General features: G+C 60.8%; 8 protein-coding genes and 3 pseudogenes. 4 read left to right on the top strand and 7 right to left on the bottom strand.

All coding sequences use genetic code 11. The features are described 5' to 3' along the window. Window positions 1-121: 121 nt before the first annotated feature. The 3 genes from V476_RS09610 to V476_RS09600 form a co-directional block, all read right to left on the bottom strand. A complete protein-coding gene (locus tag V476_RS09610; protein ID WP_024960031.1) occupies window positions 122-1,471 on the bottom strand; it encodes a DUF3999 domain-containing protein in 1,350 nt (449 codons plus the stop codon). 26 nt (window positions 1,472-1,497) lie between these two features. Continuing rightward, window positions 1,498-4,311 (bottom strand): DUF2339 domain-containing protein, encoded by a 2,814-nt coding sequence (locus V476_RS09605; RefSeq protein ID WP_024960032.1) that lies wholly within the window; start codon window positions 4,309-4,311, stop codon window positions 1,498-1,500. Between the two features lie 252 nt (window positions 4,312-4,563). Next, window positions 4,564-7,014, bottom strand: coding sequence for a glycogen/starch/alpha-glucan phosphorylase (locus V476_RS09600; protein WP_003427706.1), 2,451 nt, complete (start codon window positions 7,012-7,014; stop codon window positions 4,564-4,566). 280 nt (window positions 7,015-7,294) lie between these two features. Between V476_RS09600 and pip the strand changes: the two are divergent. The 4 genes and pseudogenes from pip (at window position 7,295) to mdoH (ending at window position 13,526) form a co-directional block, all read left to right on the top strand. Then, a pseudogene (gene pip / locus V476_RS09595) lies at window positions 7,295-8,267 on the top strand (prolyl aminopeptidase). 39 nt (window positions 8,268-8,306) lie between these two features. After that, window positions 8,307-8,744, top strand: a complete 438-nt coding sequence (gene dtd, locus V476_RS09590) for a D-aminoacyl-tRNA deacylase (protein WP_024960033.1) — start codon at window positions 8,307-8,309, stop codon at window positions 8,742-8,744. Between the two features lie 263 nt (window positions 8,745-9,007). Next, on the top strand, window positions 9,008-10,951 hold the full coding sequence (locus V476_RS09585) for a glucan biosynthesis protein G (protein ID WP_024649753.1): 1,944 nt from the start codon (window positions 9,008-9,010) through the stop codon (window positions 10,949-10,951). Then, window positions 10,944-13,526 (top strand): glucans biosynthesis glucosyltransferase MdoH, encoded by a 2,583-nt coding sequence (gene mdoH, locus V476_RS09580; RefSeq protein WP_024960034.1) that lies wholly within the window; start codon window positions 10,944-10,946, stop codon window positions 13,524-13,526. The genes V476_RS09585 and mdoH overlap by 8 nt, the downstream gene beginning before the upstream one ends. A 1,677-nt stretch (window positions 13,527-15,203) precedes the next feature. Here the strand turns inward: mdoH and V476_RS29295 are convergent. From V476_RS29295 to V476_RS29550, 4 genes and pseudogenes are all read right to left on the bottom strand, one after another. Further along, window positions 15,204-15,920: a methyl-accepting chemotaxis protein gene (locus V476_RS29295; RefSeq protein ID WP_371834360.1), complete on the bottom strand. Its 717-nt coding sequence runs from the start codon at window positions 15,918-15,920 to the stop codon at window positions 15,204-15,206. Between the two features lie 141 nt (window positions 15,921-16,061). Continuing rightward, window positions 16,062-17,114: pseudogene (locus tag V476_RS29290) on the bottom strand (methyl-accepting chemotaxis protein); the annotation flags it as partial. A 235-nt stretch (window positions 17,115-17,349) separates the two neighbouring features. Then, window positions 17,350-18,213 carry a methyl-accepting chemotaxis protein gene (locus V476_RS29555; protein ID WP_445081738.1) on the bottom strand — a complete coding sequence of 288 codons (864 nt, stop codon included), beginning with the start codon at window positions 18,211-18,213 and terminating at the stop codon, window positions 17,350-17,352. After that, window positions 18,205-19,176, bottom strand: a pseudogene (locus V476_RS29550) (methyl-accepting chemotaxis protein); the annotation flags it as partial. The pseudogene V476_RS29550 and the gene V476_RS29555, both read right to left, overlap by 9 nt. Between the last annotated feature and the right edge of the window lie 95 nt (window positions 19,177-19,271).

The following is a 19,271-nucleotide window of genomic DNA, read 5'->3' as shown; positions in this document are numbered from 1 at the left end:
AAATAGGGGTATGAAAACCCGCGCAGTTTAACGCGAGTGGCGACGTAATACTGCTATGAGACTGGCTTAAGACTGTTTCAGTTCAGATGTCAGGCGAACCGCGCCTGACAGGTCGCCTGTTTCAGCGTTTTGCAGCGCGCAGCGTGCTGAACGCCATCCAGCCAAGGAACACCACGCCAAGCAGCAGCACGGCCCAAAGCCCCAGGCGTTTGAAGTCAGTACTTTGTTGCACGGCGATCGGCGCAGCGGACATGTTGGCCACAGCCGCTGTGGCTGGGCTCGCTGTGCCGAGAGTCGCGAGCTTTTCCGCACTCAGGTCAGGAATCAGCGTGGCCAGCGACAGGTTGGCAGCCTTGACGCTCGGGTTGCCGATTGCCAGGGTGAATGGCCCGTTACCGCGCGCCAGGAACACCACCTCCGTGGCAGGCACGGCCACACTCAACTGCGGCGCTTCACTGCCCAGTCCGCCGCCACGATCATCCACCACCAGCTTGAGCTGCTGAACGATGCGTCCGGACAGTTGCAGCTGGTCCTGCAAAACGTCGCTGTTGTTCTGCGACAAGCGATACAGCAGGCCGCTGCTGATCGGCTGCCAGGGCTTCCCGGCATCGAGCCGGCCGTAGAGCGTCGCCGGTGCCAGGCTGTTGGGCTGGGTGATGTCGATTTTGACGCGGCCTATCGGCAAGCCGGTGGGCAGTTGCCAGACATACTCGTTGGGGCTTTCGACGCTGCCCTTGACCGGTGGCGACCAGGTCAGCGGTGTGGCCGGAGTGTCGCTGCTGGCGCTCAGCAGGTGCGCAGAGATCAGCAGCGGCGCGCTGTGCGGGGAACGCCACAGCAGGCGCAGATAGCGGGCGCTCTGGCCGGGCAGGCCGACTTCGCGCTGTTCGACCACTTCGTCGGCAAACGACAGCCGCGCAACCTGTCCTTCGCCCCAGTTGCGCCAGTGCTGCAGGTCGTCACTGGCTTCGATGCTGAAATTCTGGAAGCCCTCCCGCTCGGTGCTCCAGTCGATGACCAGTTGTTCAAGCGGTGCCTTGATTGCGCTGGTGTCCAGCAACCAGCCGCGCAGCACCTCTTCGCCTGCTTCGATATCGCTTTGTGGCTGGACCTCGATCACGCTGCCGTTGCTGGAGCGCTCGATACGGATGACCGGTGCGGTGTCGCCTGCCTCCTGTGTGCTGTACAGGGCAAACCAGTTGACCTCGATCGGCGTCGGCTCCTGTTCGGGCGCGGGCTGGCGCGGCGTGATCGAGTAAGCCTGCGGCTGGCCCTCTGCATTGAACACGCGTACATCGCTCAGATCGGTCTGCCGGGCATTCAACTGGACGGCAAGCGGCAACTCGATGCGATACCACGGTCCTTCGCCGCTCAGGCTTAGCGGCGTCTGGCTGGCGAAGTCCGCCGGTTTGTCCTGGGCGAGGGCGGTTATCGCCGTGCACAAGGCCAGGCCAAGCACGGCGATCTTCATGGCAGGATGACTCAAGAACGGTTTCCTCATAGCGTGTCCGGTGCGGCAGTCGGGCCTGGGCCGGGTTTTTCGCCGACCTCTGTGACAGAGTGTTTCGGCGGTAAAGGTGCGAAATATCCCACCACCAATAGCAAAATGCCAACGCCGATGAACGAGACGATGCGCTCCATGCCGCCGCGATTGCTCAGCTCGACGAAGAACAGCTTGACCACCACCACCCCGATCAACGCTGCACCGCCCAGCCACAGCTGGCGGTTGGAGCGCATGTGACCGCCGATCATCAAGGCCAGTGCCATCAGCGTCCAGACTATCGACAACCCGGCCTGAACGCGCATGGAGTCGAGCAGCGCCCCGGTGTTCCATGGCACATCAGCCCAATGATGCGCCGTGCGCATGACCATTGCCGTAACCAGCGCGAAGAGTGACGCGCCAGCCACCAGCAAGGCAGCGTTACCAAGGCGCATGACGTGTTTGCGTAGCCACAGGCAGACCCCTGCCAGTGACAACAGCAAACCGATTTCCAGCGGGTTGAGCAGCGGAATATACGGCAGGGGATCCGCCGCGCCGTCGCTGAAGGTATTCGCCAGCCAGAACCACGCCATCATCAACACCGCCAGCGGCGCAGCGGCTCCGAGGTGATAGGCCTCGGGGCAGGCTTTTACCGGCCACAGCCATTGGCGCGTCGAGCTCATCGCCAGCAGGAACAGGCTCGGCACAATCGCCCAGCCCAGCCAGCGCCAGGCGTTGTAATGTTCGGACAGTTGCAGCAGGCCGAAGCGCAGTTCCAGCGCCAGCACGGCGATGATCAGCAGGCAGCCCACAGTGTGAGCGACGCGTCGGGCGAGGATGGATTGCATGCCGGTCAGATAGCGCAGGGTCAGCAGATGCACGGCAAACACCAGCAGCCAGGCCAGCCAGCCCAGGCGACCTGCGGGATGGTTGTGCAGGTCCACCGAGATCATCAGCAAAGCGGCGCTGAGTGGCGTCAGTACGCTGCACAGCGCGGCGAGATCCGGCCAGCGCAAACGGATGGCGATTGCCGCCCAGAACGCCACGCTGAGCGCAAGGGCTAGCAAAAACGCTGCAGCCAGATAGGCCTCTGGCGCGTGCAGCATCACAGCGCTGGTCAGTGAGACCATCCACCAGAACGCGCCCCAGATGATCAGCAGTGTTCGAGCGGTGCGCTGATCGATGAGGGTCAGCGAATTGAGGCGGAACACGCACCAGGCACTGACCATGGCTGCGACCGCCAGGATCATCGGCGTCCAGTAATCGTTGGCAAAGGCTTGCGGCGAGCTCTCGGTGCCGCCGCTGATCAGAATCGCGCTGGCGCCCAGTTGCAGCAGCAGGCCGAAAGCCTGTGCCAGCCTGCGCTGTTGGCGCAAGCCCAGCCAGAAAATCGCCGCGCCTTCCACGGCCCACGCGCTGGTTGTCCACTGCGAACCCAGGCCCAGCGGGATCGCCAGCGTGGCAAACACCACGCCCAGCGCCAGGCAGGTTTCCATCAGCAAGGCGGTTTGGCTTGGCGCACGTGCTGCCAGCCAGCGTGCCAGCGCCATGTAGATCAGGCCGAGCGCAAGCGCGCTGAACGCAGCGCCGAATTCCAGATGCTCGACCAGTGCATATTGCAGGCCGAACCCGGCTATCGGCGTGCCCAGCAACAGCGTGCCGTCGACATAATCGCCCTGGCGGGCAGCCCAGCGCAGCATGGCTTCGCGAGTGTGGTCGGGCGGCGCGCTGTCCAGCTCCAGCAGTTTGCGGCGGGCAAACAGCAGGCCGATGGCCAGATACATCAGGAAGAACACCATCAGAAAGGGCTCGGTGCTCCAGAACAATGCGGGTGTATAGGCCTGCAGGCCCCACGCGAAGCCGATGCCGAACGTGCCGAAGAAGCCGATCAGGTTGAGAATGCGCCAGGCCTTGAACCATGCGATGGCGATGATGCCCGCATTGAGCAGGGCAAAGTAACTGAACAGCGAGATATGGCTGCCTTGCCCGGTCGATGCCAGCAACGGTGCCGCGAAGCCGCCCAGCGCACCGGCGCAGGCGAGGGCCAGCGAGTTCTGTGTCAGCGCCAGAATGGCTGAGAAGCTGGTGATTGCGACCAGCAGCGCGAAGCCCAGCGTCGGGTCCAGCAGGGTGTGCAGTTTCATCGCGGCGAAGACAGTCAGGTACAGCACCCCCACGCCGGCGCCTTGCAGCATCAAGGCGTAAGGACCGTTGCGCATCCGCAGCCACCAGCCCAGACCGAGCAGAGCCATGGCGCTCGCGGCCACTGCGGCGTAGCGCGCTTCAAGCGGCACGACCATGCCTTCGGTGGCATAGCGCAGCAAAAACGCCAGGCCGAGGAACAGCACCACGACACCCACGCGCAACACGGTATTACCGCCCAGCAGCCAGTCTTTTGCGGCGTTGATCGCGCTGTCCAGCGGATTGGCTTTTGCTGTTCTGGTTGGCTGGAGTATCTGTGGTGCGGGCTCGGCAGGCGTTGTTGCCTGCGGCGCTTCGTCCGGTAGGTCCCAGATCAGTTCGGGGCCGTCGGTGGGCGCTTCGACGATGACTGCATCGAGTGGAAGCGGTGCAGGGGCCTGCGCAGGCGGCACGCCGGGCGCGGACTGACGTTCGAGTGCGCTCAGGCGCTGCTGAAGGACATCGAGCGATTCGCGGGTTGCGAGCAGTTGCTGCAGCTGATCGGCGGATTGCCTGCCAAGCAGACGCACGCGAATGCCGGCCCAGAAAACCCAGCCCATGACTGCACCCATCAGCGTACCGGTCCACTCGTCATAACTGAGCGAGTAGCCCAATAGCGCACCGCCCACCACCAGACAAATCCAAAGCACGCGACGACATCCTTTTCGGTGTGTGAAGGTTCATCGTGCGCAGTATATAGGGGCGGGCGGACATCGCTTGTAATGTTTTATGCCGGGGGCACCAGAGTCTCTGCAGGACTGAGACAGATCCTTGTGGCGCTTGTGGGAGTGAGCTTGCTCACGAAGGCGTCGTTTCGAGCGCCTTCTTTGCGGAGACCTTAATGGCCTCTTCGCGAGCAAGCTCGCTCCCACAGAGCCTGTGAGTCTGTTCAGGCTCTGACGTCAGTCCAGCGCTTTCCAGATGTCTCCGGCGTACTCGCGGATGGTCCGGTCCGAGGAGAACCAGCCCATACGTGCGGTATTGAGCACCGCCGAGCGCCACCATTCCTTGGAGTCGTGCCAGCGCTCTTCGACCTTGGCCTGGGCCGCCCAGTACGAGTCGAAGTCAGCGCAGACCAGGAAGCGGTCATAATCCAGCAACTGATCGATGAGGCCCACATAGCGGTTCGGATCATCCGGCGAGAACACACCACCCCGGATCGCCTGCAGCACATCGTTCAAGCGTCCGGAAGCAGCCACATCGTCATGCGCGCTGAATTCACCGGCCTGCTTGCGGGCTTCGACCTGTTGCGAAGACATGCCGAAGATGAACATGTGCTCCAGCCCGACCTGCTCGCTCATTTCCACGTTGGCGCCGTCCAGCGTACCGATGGTCAGTGCGCCGTTGAGGCCGAACTTCATGTTGCTGGTCCCGGACGCTTCCAGGCCTGCGGTGGAAATCTGCTCGGACAGGTCGGCCGCCGGAATGATGCTCTCCGCCAGGCTGACGTTGTAGTTGGGCATGAACACCACTTTCAGCAGACCGCGTACGGTCGGATCGTTGTTCACGGTCCGCGCGATGTCGTTGGTCAGCTTGATGATCAGTTTGGCCGAGTGATAGCTGGCCGCCGCCTTGCCGGCGAAGATCTTCACCCGTGGCACCCAATCGGTACCTGGCTCGGCCCGAATGGCCTGATACAGGGCGACGGTGTGGAACAGGTTCAGCAACTGGCGCTTGTACTCGTGGATCCGCTTGACCTGAACGTCGAACATCGCGGCAGGGTTGACGGCAATGCCCAAACGTTCATGAATGATCGCCGCCAGCGCACGCTTGCTGTGCAGGCGTTGATCGGCCATCTGCTTGCGGAACGACGACTTCTCGGCGAACGGCTCGAGCTCTTTGAGGCGCGTCTCGGCGTTGTCCAGAACATCCTCGCCGAGCGACTCGACAAGCATCTCGGTCAGCTTCGGGTTGGCCTGGAACAGCCAGCGGCGGAAGGTGATGCCGTTGGTCTTGTTGTTGATCCGCTCTGGATAGATCTTGTGCAGCTCGGCGAACACGGTCTTGCGCATCAGTTGCGTGTGCAGCGCCGAAACGCCGTTGACGCTGTGCGAGCCGAGGAACGCCAGGTTGCCCATGCGTACCCGACGACCGTTGTCTTCTTCGATCAGCGACACGGCACGCAGCACGTTGACGTCGTCGACGCCCTTGGCACGCAGTGTGTCGATATGCTGCGCGTTGATCAGGTAGATGATCTGCATGTGGCGCGGCAACATCCGCTCCATCAGGCCCACCGACCAGGTTTCCAGTGCTTCAGGCAGCAGAGTGTGGTTGGTGTAGCCGAGGGTGCCTACGGTGATTTTCCAGGCGGTGTCCCACGGGATGTTGTGGTTGTCGATCAACTGACGCATCAGCTCGGCCACGGCGATCGAGGGGTGCGTGTCGTTCATCTGAATCGCCGCATGCTCGGACAGATCCGTCAGTGTGGCGTGCTGGTTCAGATGGCGGCGCAGCAAGTCCTGCAGCGACGCGGAAACGAAAAAGTATTCCTGACGCAGACGCAGTTCCTGACCCGCTTCGGTCGCATCGTTCGGGTAAAGCACGCGGGAAATACTTTCGGCGCGCACCACTTCGGCAACCGCGCCGAAGTGATCGCCGGCGTTGAAGCGCTCCAGGTGCAGGTCTTCTACCGCACGGGCGCGCCACAAGCGCAGGGTGTTGACGCTCTTGCCGCGCCAGCCCACTACCGGGGTGTCATAGGCGATGGCCCGAACGGTCTCGCCCGGACGCCATACCTGACGCGAGTCGCCTGCTTCGGTCGGGACGGTGTCGACACTGCCGCCGAAGCCGATGGAGTACACCACCTCAGGGCGTTCGAATTCCCATGGGTTACCGAAGTCCAGCCAGTTCTCGGTCTGCTCCTGCTGCCAGCCATCGACGATGCCCTGACGAAACAGGCCGTGCTCGTAACGAATGCCGTAACCATGACCCGCAATGCCCAGGGTCGACATACTTTCCATGAAGCACGCAGCCAGACGACCCAGGCCGCCGTTACCCAGTGCCGCATCCGGTTCAAGCAGGCGGATACGCTCGATGTCCACACCCAGCTCGGTCAGCGCCTCGCGAGCGACTTCGAGCAGGCCCAGGTTACTGAGGCTGTCGTACAGCAGCCTGCCTATCAGGAATTCGAGAGACAGGTAGTAAACGCGTTTCTGAACCTTGCGATAGATCTGCCGCGTATGGTCCATCCAGTGTTCGACCATATGGTCGCGGGCGGCAAGGGCGACAGCTTCAAACCAGTCATGCTCAAACGCATGGTCGGGGTCCTTGCCCACCGAGTAGGTGAGTTTGGCGAGCACAGCGGCGCGAAAAGCGGCCACATCAGCGTCACGAACAAGTGGTTCCTGAGACATCGGTAAAACCTCAAGTAGTCTGACGAATGGAAAACGGGATTCTTAGACTGTAGGCGTGTCGTCAATTATTTCCTGAAAAAAAGCGAAATAATTCATGGCATAGCTCTCGCTTCGACCCAGCGCGACGGCTCTGGTTCGCGCACCGGTGAAATTGGCAAAACGCTTGCATCGTTCGTTCCATCCTGATCAATGACGTGCAGCATGCTGATTCTTCGTTTCGGGTTTATGATGCCCCACGGCAGAATAATAGAAGCCTCTGAACTGGACTTATGGAGCACTTATGCAGACTTTGTACCCGCAGATCAAACCCTACGCCCGGCACGATCTGGCCGTGGAACAACCGCATGTGCTTTACGTCGATGAAAGTGGCTCGCCAGAGGGGTTGCCGGTGGTGTTCATCCACGGCGGCCCGGGTTCTGGGTGCGACGCGCACAGTCGCTGCTATTTCGATCCCAACCTGTACCGCATCGTCACCTTCGATCAGCGCGGTTGCGGCCGTTCCACACCGCATGCCAGCCTTGAAAACAATACCACCTGGAAACTGGTGGAAGACCTCGAAGCGATTCGCGAGCACCTCGGGATCGATAAATGGGTGCTGTTCGGCGGTTCGTGGGGTTCGACCCTCGCTCTGGCCTAATGCACAGACCCATCCCGATCGCGTGCACGCGCTGATCCTGCGTGGCGTATTCCTTGCCCGGCAACAGGAAATCGACTGGTTCTATCAGGCGGGGGCCAGCCGTTTGTTCCCGGACTATTGGCAGGATTATGTCGCGCCGATCCCGCTGGACGAGCGTGACAACATTCTGACTGCCTTCCACAAGCGACTCACCGGTCCGGATCAGATCGCCCAGATGCACGCCGCCAAGGCCTGGTCGACCTGGGAAGGGCGTTGCGCAACCTTGCGCCCCAATCCGCAAGTGGTGGATCGCTTCGCCGAGCCGCACCGTGCGTTGTCTATCGCGCGGATCGAATGCCACTACTTCATGAACAACGCTTTTCTGGAAGACAACCAGCTGATTCGCGACATGCCGAAGATCGCGCACCTGCCGGCAATCATTGTGCACGGTCGTTACGATGTCATCTGTCCGCTGGATAATGCATGGGAGCTGCACCAGAACTGGCCTGGCAGTGAGCTGCAGGTAATTCGCGAGGCCGGGCATTCGGCAGCCGAACCGGGTATCGCCGACGCGCTGGTACGGGCCGCTGCAGAAGTTGCGCGCAACCTGCTCGACCTGCCGCCCGAAGAAGCGTAACAGTCATCCGGTATTGGTTTTGAGTCTGGAAAGGCATCTATGAAAGGTTTGTTGCAGCGCGTGCGAAGTGCGCGCGTCGAGGTCGGCACCGAGGTCGTGGGTGCCATTGAACAGGGCATATTGGTGTTGGTGGGAATAGAGCCTCAAGACACCCGCGCCAGTGCCGATAAGTTGCTGCACAAGTTGCTCAATTATCGAGTGTTCAGCGATGCCGAGGGCAAGATGAATCTGTCTTTGCGCGAGGTGGGGGGCGGCTTGTTGCTGGTTTCCCAGTTCACGCTGGCTGCGGACACCAGAAGCGGGTTGCGTGCGGGCTTCTCTAAAGCCGCACCTCCAGCGCTGGGTGCCGAGCTGTTCGACTATCTGTTGAGTCAGGCCAGAATCGCGCATCCCGCGGTAGCTGCGGGCCAGTTTGGTGCAGACATGCAGGTGCACCTGATAAATGATGGCCCGGTGACATTTTTGTTTGATACATAAGCTACGATTTCATGTTGTTCCCCTGAATTCATCTGTCTTGCGGGGATAAATTTCTTTGTCATACCTGATGCGTTGTGGCGCGCGCTACTGGATAATCGCGCGCTACGGGGATCGACACTGTTGGTCCATTTGGTATGACAAAAGCGGTTCTGACACCTGGTTGGGGAATCATTAAGCCCATTCGGAGTCGGAACAATGCTCGCCAACCCGGCATTGATAGCTGGCCGTTGGTTTTTTCATCTGTTTTTCGGCGAGGGTTGCTCGTGATTGTTAGTCCCTGTGATGCTCCAAAGACACCTGTCAAGCGGTTGCGTAGTGCACTTCTGGCAAGCTCGGCCCTTGTATGCCTGTTCAGTGCAGGTCAGCTATGGGCGTTCAACCTTGATGATGTAGCGGCGAAGGCCAAAGAAATGGCCGGGCAGAAGTTCGAGGCTCCGAGGAGCAATCTGCCGAACGAGCTGCGCGACATGAAGTTCGCCGATTATCAGAAGATCCGCTTCCGTGATGACAAGGCCGAATGGGCGGGTGAAAAGACTCCGTTCAAAGTGTCTTTCTACCACCAGGGTATGCACTTCGATACGCCGGTCAAAATCAACGAAGTGACCGCGACCAGCGTCGACGAGATCAAGTACGACCCGAATCGTTTTGACTTCGGCGATCTGAAGATCGACCCGAAATCCACCGAGAAACTGGGTTATGCCGGTTTCCGTGTCCTGTATCCGATCAACAAGGATGACAAACAGGACGAAATCATGACCATGCTGGGCGCGAGCTACTTCCGCGTGATCGGCAAGGGTCAGGTTTATGGCCTTTCCGCGCGCGGCATGGCGATCGACACTGCCTCGCCTTCCGGTGAAGAATTTCCGCGCTTCAAGGAATTCTGGATCGAGAAGCCAGGCCCGGATGACAACCATCTGGTGATCTTTGCACTGCTCGACTCGCCGCGTGCCACCGGTGCCTATCAGCTGACCCTGCGTCCGGGTACCAACACCCTGGTTGACGTGAAGTCGCGCATGTTCCTGCGTGACAAGGTCAACAAGCTGGGCGTTGCTCCTCTGACCAGCATGTTCCTGTTCGGCGCCAACCAGCCGTCGCGTGTGCCTAACTACCGTCGTGAACTGCACGATTCCAGCGGTCTGTCGATTCAGGCGGCCAATGGTGAGTGGCTGTGGCGTCCGCTGAACAACCCTAAACATCTGTCCATCAGCAGCTTCTCGGTCGAGAACCCGCGTGGTTTCGGTCTGCTGCAACGTGGCCGCGACTTCAGCCAGTACGAAGACCTGGATGACCGTTACGACAAGCGTCCAAGTGCCTGGATCGAGCCGAAGGGCGATTGGGGCAAAGGGACTGTCGAGCTGGTCGAAATTCCGACTGCCGACGAGACCAACGACAACATCGTAGCCTACTGGAAGCCTGAAACGCTGGCCGAGCCTGGCCAGGAAATGGCGTTCGATTACCGTCTGCACTGGACCATGCAGGAAAACTCGATTCACTCGCCGGATCTGGGCTGGGTCAAGCAGACTCAACGCTCCATCGGTGACGTGCGTCAGTCCAACCTGATCCGTCAGCCGGACGGCAGCCTTGCCTTCCTGGTCGACTTCGTGGGCCCGGTGCTGGCCGCACTGCCGGAAGACAAGACCATTCGCAGCCAGGTGACCACTGACGACAACGTCGAGCTGGTGGAAAACAACCTGCGCTACAACCCGGTCACCAAAGGCTACCGCCTGACCCTGCGGGTGAAGGTCAAGGACTCCAGCAAGCCGACCGAAATGCGCGCTTACCTGTTGCGTGAAATCCCTGCCGAACCGGGCAAGGAACCTGCGCTGCTCGTGGCTGACAAAGCCGAAGAGAAGAAGGCCGCCGCCAAGGAAGCTGCCAAGCCGGCAGTTGCCAAGGAGTCCGCCAACGACCAGGTAGAAATCGCCAAGGCCGACGCGCCGAAGCCGGAAGCTGCCAAGCCTGAGACTGCCAAGTCTGAAGCTGGCAAGGCTGACGCAGCAAAAGCTGACGCAGCCAAAGGCAAAGGCGAAGTCGCCAAGGCCGATGCAGGCAAAGCCGACGCATCCAAGGCTGACGTAGCCAAGGACAAGGACGGTAAGGAAATTCAGCAGCCTGAAACCGAGGCAGCACCCACCCATCCGGAACCGGCCAAGACGTTGCAAGTCATGACCGAGACCTGGAGCTATCAGTTGCCGAGCGATGAGTAATTCTCTACCGGTGCCAATGTCTCTGAACGAGTATCTGGCGCATTTACCGATGAGCGACGAGCAGCGGGCAGAACTTGCCGGCTGCACGACCTTCGCCGAGTTGCATGAGCGACTTTCCGCGCAGCCGGTCAATGACCCTGCCGAGGCCGCTCAGGCTTCGGTGGGTCGTCGTCTGACGCTGACCACCGCAGATCAGCTGGAGGACGCCGAGATGCTCGGCGTCGACGCCAGCGGTCGCCTGTGCTTGAAGGCTACACCGCCGATTCGCCGGACTAAGGTCGTGCCAGAGCCATGGCGCACCAACATTCTGGTGCGCGGCTGGCGTAGCCTGACCGGCAAAGGCAACCCGCCCAAGCCCGAGCATGATGATCTGCCGCGTGATCTGCCGAAGGCGCGCTGGCGTACCGTCGGTTCGATCCGTCGCTACATCCTGCTGATCCTCATGCTGGGTCAGACGATCGTGGCGGGCTGGTACATGAAAGGTATCCTGCCGTATCAGGGCTGGTCGCTGGTTTCGCTCGACGAAATCACGCGTCAGACCTTCGTGCAGACCGCCTTGCAGGTCATGCCTTATGCCTTGCAGACCAGTATTCTGTTGTTGTTCGGGATTCTGTTCTGTTGGGTGTCGGCCGGTTTCTGGACCGCGCTGATGGGCTTCCTCGAGCTGCTCACCGGTCGCGATAAATACCGTATCTCGGGTGCCAGTGCTGGCAACGAGCCGATCGAAAAGGGCGCACGTACTGCGCTGGTCATGCCGATCTGCAACGAAGACGTGCCCCGGGTTTTCGCCGGTCTGCGTGCTACGTTCGAATCGGTAGCTGCCACGGGTGACCTGGATCGTTTCGATTTCTTCGTGCTCAGTGACACCAACGAAACCGACATCGCCGTTGCCGAGCAACAGGCGTGGCTGGACGTGTGCCGCGAGACCAAAGGCTTCGGCAAGATCTTCTATCGTCGCCGTCGCCGCCGCGTAAAACGCAAAAGCGGCAACCTCGACGACTTCTGCCGTCGCTGGGGCGGTGACTACCGCTACATGGTCGTGCTGGACGCCGACAGCGTCATGAGCGGTGAGTGTCTGACCAGTCTGGTTCGCCTGATGGAAGCCACGCCGGACGCCGGTATCATCCAGACCGCGCCACGTGCGTCGGGCATGGACACGCTGTATGCCCGCATGCAGCAGTTCGCTACCCGGGTCTATGGTCCGCTGTTCACCGCCGGTCTGCACTTCTGGCAGTTGGGTGAATCCCACTATTGGGGTCACAACGCGATCATCCGCATGAAGCCCTTCATCGAGCACTGCGCCCTGGCGCCGTTGCCCGGCAAAGGCGCGTTCGCCGGTGCGATCCTCTCCCACGACTTCGTCGAAGCTGCGCTGATGCGTCGTGCCGGCTGGGGCGTGTGGATTGCCTACGACCTGCCAGGCAGTTACGAAGAGTTGCCGCCCAACCTGCTGGACGAACTCAAGCGTGACCGTCGCTGGTGCCACGGCAACCTGATGAACTTCAGGCTGTTCCTGGTCAAGGGCATGCACCCGGTTCACCGTGCGGTGTTCCTGACCGGTGTGATGTCTTACCTGTCGGCGCCGTTGTGGTTCTTCTTCCTCGTGTTGTCCACGGCCTTGCTGGCAGTGAACACGCTGATGGAGCCGACCTACTTCCTTGAACCACGTCAGCTGTATCCGCTGTGGCCACAATGGCACCCGGAGAAAGCCGTTGCGTTGTTCTCGACCACCATTGTCCTGCTGTTCCTGCCTAAACTGCTCAGCGTCATTCTGATCTGGGCCAAGGGCGCGAAAGGCTTCGGTGGCAAGTTCAAGGTCACCGTTTCGATGCTGCTGGAAATGCTCTTCTCGGTGCTGCTGGCTCCGGTGCGCATGCTGTTCCACACCCGCTTCGTACTGGCCGCTTTCCTGGGCTGGGCCGCGACCTGGAACTCGCCGCAACGCGACGATGACTCCACGCCGTGGATCGAAGCAGTGAAGCGCCACGGTCCGCAAACCCTGTTGGGCGCGTGCTGGGCCTTGCTGGTGTTCTGGTTGAACCCGAGCTTCCTGTGGTGGCTTGCACCGATCGTGGTGTCGTTGATGCTGTCGATTCCGGTGTCGGTGATTTCCAGTCGTACCAATCTGGGCGTCAAGGCGCGTGACGAGAAGTTCTTCCTGATTCCTGAAGAGTTCGAGCCGCCGCAAGAGCTGATCTCGACGGATCAGTACACCTACGAGAACCGCTGGCATGCGCTGAAACAGGGCTTCATTCGGGCTGTGGTCGACCCGCGACAGAACGCCTTGGCTTGCGCCCTGGCAACGTCGCGTCACCGCCAGGCCCAGCCGATTGAAGTGGTGCGTATGGAGCGTGTCGATCAGGCACTCAAGGTTGGTCCGGCAAAACTCGGCAATCAGGAACGCCTGATGCTGCTGAGCGACCCGGTTGCCCTTGGCCGCTTGCACGAGCGTGTCTGGAGCGAAGGTCATGAAGAGTGGCTGGCCGCGTGGAGAGCTTCCATCGAAGCCGATCCACATGCGCCTTTGCTGCCTTTGCAACCTGTCGGTAAAGCACCGGAGCCGGTCCCGGTCTAAAACCGCCCGGCTACGAAAAGAGCCCCTGACGCTTAGCGCGTCGGGGGCTTTTTTATTGCGTCTAGTGGTAAAGACCCGCGCAAGCGAGGGGTAGGGGCGAACTTGTTCGCGAAGACGGTCGTTCAGGCGATGCATGTTCGAAGGCTTGGCGACCCCTTCGCGGACAAGTCCGCTCCTACGCCCGTTGGGCAGAATCAAAAACGGCCTTCTGCCCGAGGAGTAGGAGCGAACGTGTTCGCGAAGACGGTCGTTCTGGCGATGCATGTCCGGAAAGCTTGGCGGCCCCTTCGCGGACAAGTCCGCTCCTACGCCCGTTGGGCAGAATCAAAACGGCCTCCTGCCCGAGGGGTAGGAGCGAACGTGTTCGCGAAGACGGTCGCTCAGGCGATGCGTTGTCGGAAAGCTTGGCGGCCCCTTCGCGGACAAGTCCGCTCCTACGCCCGTTGGGCAGAATCAAAACGGCCTCCTGCCCGAGGGGTAGGGGCGAACTTGTTCGCGAAGACGGTCGTTCAGGCGATGCATGTTCGAAGGCTTGGCGACCCCTTCGCGGACAAGTCCGCTCCTACGCCCGTTGGGCAGAATCAAAAACGGCCTTCTGCCCGAGGAGTAGGAGCGAACGTGTTCGCGAAGACGGTCGTTCTGGCGATGCATGTCCGGAAAGCTTGGCGGCCCCTTCGCGGACAAGTCCGCTCCTACGCCCGTTGGGCAGAATCAAAACGGCCTCCTGCCCGAGGCGTAGGGGCGAACGTGTTCGCGAAGACGGTCGCTCAAGCGATGCATGTTCGGAAAGCTTAACGACCCCTTCGCGGACAAGTCCGCTCCTACGCCCGTTGGGCAGAATCAAAACGGCCTCCTGCCCGAGGGGTAGGGGCGAACTTGTTCGCGAAGACGGTCGCTCAGGCGATGCATGTTCGAAGGCTTGGCGGCCCCTTCGCGGACAAGTCCGCTCCTACGCCCGTTGGGCAGAATCAAAACGGCCTTCTGCCTGAGGGGTAGCGAACTTGTTCGCGAAGACGGTCGCATCAGGCGATACATTTTTGGAAACCTTAACGGCCTTTTCGCGGACAAGTCCGCTCCTACGCCCGTTGGGCAGAATCAAAAACGGCCTCCTGCCCGAGGGGTAGGAGCGAACTTGTTCGCGAAGACGGTCGTTCAGGCGATGCATGTTCGAAGGCTTGGCGGCCCTTCGCGGACAAGTCCGCTCCCTACGCCCGTTGGGCAGAATCAAAAACGGCCTCCTGCCCGAGGGGTAGGAGCGAACGTGTTCGCGAAGACGGTCGTTCAGGCGATGCATGTTCGGAAGGCTTGGCGGCCCCTTCGCGGACAAGTCCGCTCCTACGCCCGTTGGGCAGAATCAAAAACAGCCTTCTGCCTGAGGGGTAGGAGCGAACGTGTTCGCGAAGACGGTCGTTCAGGCGATGCATTTTCGGAAAGCTTGACGGCCCCTTCGCGGACAAGTCCGCTCCTACGCCCGTTGGGCAGAATCAAAAACGGCCTCCTGCCCGAGGGGTAGGAGCGAACGTGTTCGCGAAGACGGTCGCTCAGGCGATGCATGTTCGAAGGCTTGGCGATCCTTTCGCGGACAAGTCCGCTCCTACGCCCGTTGGGCAGAATCAAAAGCAGGCTGGTGTGTAACGCCAAGCGCTCCAGCGTCGGAATCCTTGCGTCGCAGATCTATCAACCCACCCTGAATTTCCCCACCAGTGTCTGCAGGTGCGTTCCCAGTCTGGCGAGTTCGATGCTGGAGGCTGCGGTTTGTTCGCTGGCTGCGGCGGTCTGTTCGGAAATGTCGCGTACGCTGATAACGTTACGGTTGATCTGTTCGGCGACCACGCTCTGCTCCTCGCTGGCGGCAGCGATCTGTTCGTTCATGTGCTGGATCGTCGCCACGGTGCGGGTGATCTGCTCCAGTGCGCCTCCCGCACGACGGCTCAGTTCAACCGTGTTATCGGTCAGGGTGCGGCTGTTATCCAGCGTGGTTGCGACCTGTTGGGTGCCGGTTTGCAAGGCGGCGATCAGTTCTTCGATTTCCTCGGTGGACTTTTGCGTGCGTTGCGCCAGCCCCCGAACTTCATCGGCAACCACCGCGAAGCCGCGCCCGGCCTCTCCCGCGCGGGCGGCTTCAATGGCCGCATTGAGGGCCAGAAGGTTGGTCTGCTGTGAAACAGACTTGATCACATCGAGAACGCCGACGATCTTGTTGCTTTCCTGCTTGAGCGCGCTCATCGACTGCGTGGAGTTCAACACCTCGCGAGCCAGTTGCTCGATCTGAATGATCGCCTGCCCGACCACTTCATCGCCACTGCGTGCCTGTTGATCCGCCTGAGCGGCCGCTTGCGACGCTTCCTGCGCATTGCGCGCGACCTCCTGCACGGTTGCGGCCATTTCATTCATGGCCGTCGCTACCTGATCGGTTTCGTCTTTCTGACTGGTGACTCCGATGCAGGTCTGTTTGGTCACCGCGGACAACTGCTCGGCCGCGCTGGCGATCTGCGATACGCCCTCGCTGATGCCGCCAACCAGTTCGCGCAGGCTGACGGTCATGGTCTGCATGCTGCCTTGCAACTGACCCATTTCGTCACGGCGCGTGACCGATATGTCCCGGCTCAGATCGCCCTGAGCGATGCGTGCTGCGGCCCCCAGAGTCTGTTGCAACGGTACGGTGATCTGCCGGGTCATGATCCAGGCAGCAAGCAATCCGATCAGCAGTGCCAGGCCTGCAACACTGCTCAGCATGGCGCTGGCGTTGGCCGCCTCGCTGTCGCGCTGGGCGGTTTGCAGACGGTTCAGCGCCGCGACGGAGTCCAGCAGCGTTTCGCCAAGACCCGCCATGATTTCCTGATCCGCTTCAGCCTTGGTCTGTATCTGCTTGAACTCGCCTAGCCGTTCCCGATAACTCTGCAGGGCGGCAGTCGCCGGCGTCAGGCCCTGAAGACTTTCGTTGCCCTGATCCTGCGCGATCTGCCCGATTTCCTTGAGCGCTTCGTCGATGGCCGCAATGGCTGCGCTTTCATCCGCGTCGCGCGTGGTGAAGGTATACGTCTGCACCTGATAACGAGCGGTCTGGACCTGCTGCCTCAGTTGGGAAATGTTGGTGAATTCCTCCATCCGTTCGCTGCTGTCCTGTTCCTGGCTGACGCTTTTGAGCACCTCTACCTCAACCTGCGCGATGGCCTGCAAGGCCTGTTCGGAGGTCTGCTCCAGGCGCGTACGTATCTGGTTGCGGGTCTGTCGGTTGTCGCGAACGTCCGCGAAGGTCTTTTCGAGCCTGTTCAGCATCTCGAACTGGCCGTTGAGCAGCTTGATGGTTGCCTCCTCCTCACTCTGTGTGTGCAGCAGGGTGAGCTGGGCTTTCATTTCATTGAGCTTTTCTGTAACCAGCGCCGTGCTCTCCGGGGTTTTCTGGACGCGGTCGGTGATTCGCTCGGCGCGCAGGTCTTTGGTCAGACCGTTGAGCTGGGCGATGTCCGAGAGCGACTCCGAGCGGTCGATCATGGTGTACAGGCCATGCCAGCCCGTCAGTGTGATGATCAGCGTCAATAGCAGCACCAGGCCGAAACCCAGGGACAGCTTGAATCTGACGTTCATGTTGCCGAGCGCTTGGTTGATCAATCGGAACATTGGAATCTCCTGCAATGAGCGAACAAAAGCACGTTCCCAACTCGTCGGGACGTGCGTTGTGAGCGCATCGGCGTGGCGATTCATTGCGTGACCTGAGAAGGCCGTAGGAGATTTCCGAGCACGAAGGAGGGGTGAAGGGTGTCACATTTTGTCGAAAAAAATGGCCCGCGCCGTGTGCTGGCGCGGGCTGTGCGCTGACAGGTCAGACGGTGAAACGGCTCACCAGCACCTGAAGGTGGTTGCCCAGTCTGGCCAGTTCTACGCTGGACGCCGCGGTTTCTTCACTGGCCGCAGATGTCTGTTCGGACACGTCACGGACATTGATGATGCTGCGGTTGATCTCTTCGGCGGTCGCGCTCTGTTCTTCGGCGGCAGCCGCAATCTGTTGATTCATCGCCTGGATCGCCGAGACGGTTTTGGTGATGCTCTCCAGCGATCCACCGGCCCGACGAGTCAGCTCCACGCTGCTGGTGCTCAGCTCGCGGCTGCTGTCCATGACGGTTGTGGCCTGCTGTGTACCGCTTTGCAGACGGGCAATCAGTGCTTCGATCTCTTCGGTGGATTTTTGCGTACGCTGCGCCAGACTGCGCACCTCATCGGCAACCACCGCAAAGCCCCGACCGGCTTCACCGGCGCGTGCTGCCTCGATAGCGGCGTTCAAGGCCAGCAGGTTGGTCTGCTCGGCGACCGATTTGATGACGTCCAGCACGCTGCCGATCTTGTCGCTTTCCTGTTTCAGCGCGCCCATCGCTTCGCTGGAGTTGCCCACCGCAGAGGCGAGGCGCTCGATTTGTGCGATGGCCTCGTTGACCACCCGTTCCCCGTCACGGGCCTGACGGTCTGCCGTCACCGCTGCTTCCGAAGCTTCCTCGGCGTTGCGTGCGACCTCCTGAACGGTCGCCGTCATTTCATGCATGGCAGTGGCGACCTGATCGGTCTCGACCTTCTGGCTGTTGACCCCGGCACTGGTCTGCTCGGTAACCGCCGACAGCTCTTCCGCTGCGCTGGCAATCTGGGTGACACCATCGCGAATCCCGCCCACCAGTTCGCGCAGGCTCACCGTCATGCGCTGAATCGTGGCCTGCAGCTTGCCCAGCTCGTCCTTGCGATCAACGTTGAGGTTGCGGCTCAGGTCGCCCGAGGCCACCCGCTCTACGACCTCAAGGGTCTCCTGCAGCGGGGTGGTGATCTGGCGAGTGATGACCCACGCCGCGAGAATGCTCAGCACCAACGCCAGCGCAGTCGCTGCGGCGATCATCGTGACCGACTTGGCGCTGTCTGCGTCGCGGCTCTTGTTCTGTCGGGTAATCAGGTCGTTGCTGGTGGCGAGCATGCTGACGCCCAGAGTGGTCATTTTTTCCAGTGCTGCCTTGGAGGCGGCCTGGGCATCGCGGTAGCGGCCCACAGCCGCGCGGTAGCCATTGAGCCCGGCGATGGCCTGTTGCAGCATGGGCGAATAAGTGGAAGAAATGTCGCCAGCCAGCGTGTTGATCCCGGTCACAGCATCATCGATGGCTTTATTGGCATCCTTTTCGAAATCGGGACGGCCGCTGTAGGTGTAACCACGTACCTGAAAACGCGCCTGCTGAATCAGCTTGCTGACGCCGACGATGCCATTGAAGGCCAGGATGTTATCTTCCTTGAGCAGTTCGGCTTCGATCCTGTCGGCCTGATCCACCGCTTTGTCGGCGTTTTCGCCCATCTGGCTGCGGCTCGCTTCGCGGGTTTCGATCGCCTTGCTCATGTCCTCGAACGACTGGCGGTAGTCCCGCGTTGCCTGAATCTGGACATCCAGCAACTGCAGGTTCTCGGGGGATCGCAGCAGGTTTCTGGCGGTTTGCAGTGCAGCGTCGAGCTCATCGAGTGTACTTCTGACCTTCGCTGCAGTCTCTGCGTTGTACAGCACCTCGTAGCTCATACGGTTGATGCGCAACTGAAGGGTCAGCTCATTGACCTCTGCAATCGCAGTGACACGGTCCCCACGATCGATCAGCGCCTGATTGCTGAACCAGCCGGTGGCTGAAATCATCAGCGTCATCAACAGCACCAGACCAAAGCCGATCGCCAATTTCAGGCTGACACTCGCATTGGCGAGGCTTTTGGTTAAACCACGAGACATGATCA

It is taken from the genome of Pseudomonas syringae KCTC 12500 (genome assembly GCF_000507185.2).
GTDB lineage: Bacteria > Pseudomonadota > Gammaproteobacteria > Pseudomonadales > Pseudomonadaceae > Aquipseudomonas > Aquipseudomonas syringae.
This window is presented reverse-complemented; position numbering and strand designations above follow the sequence as displayed.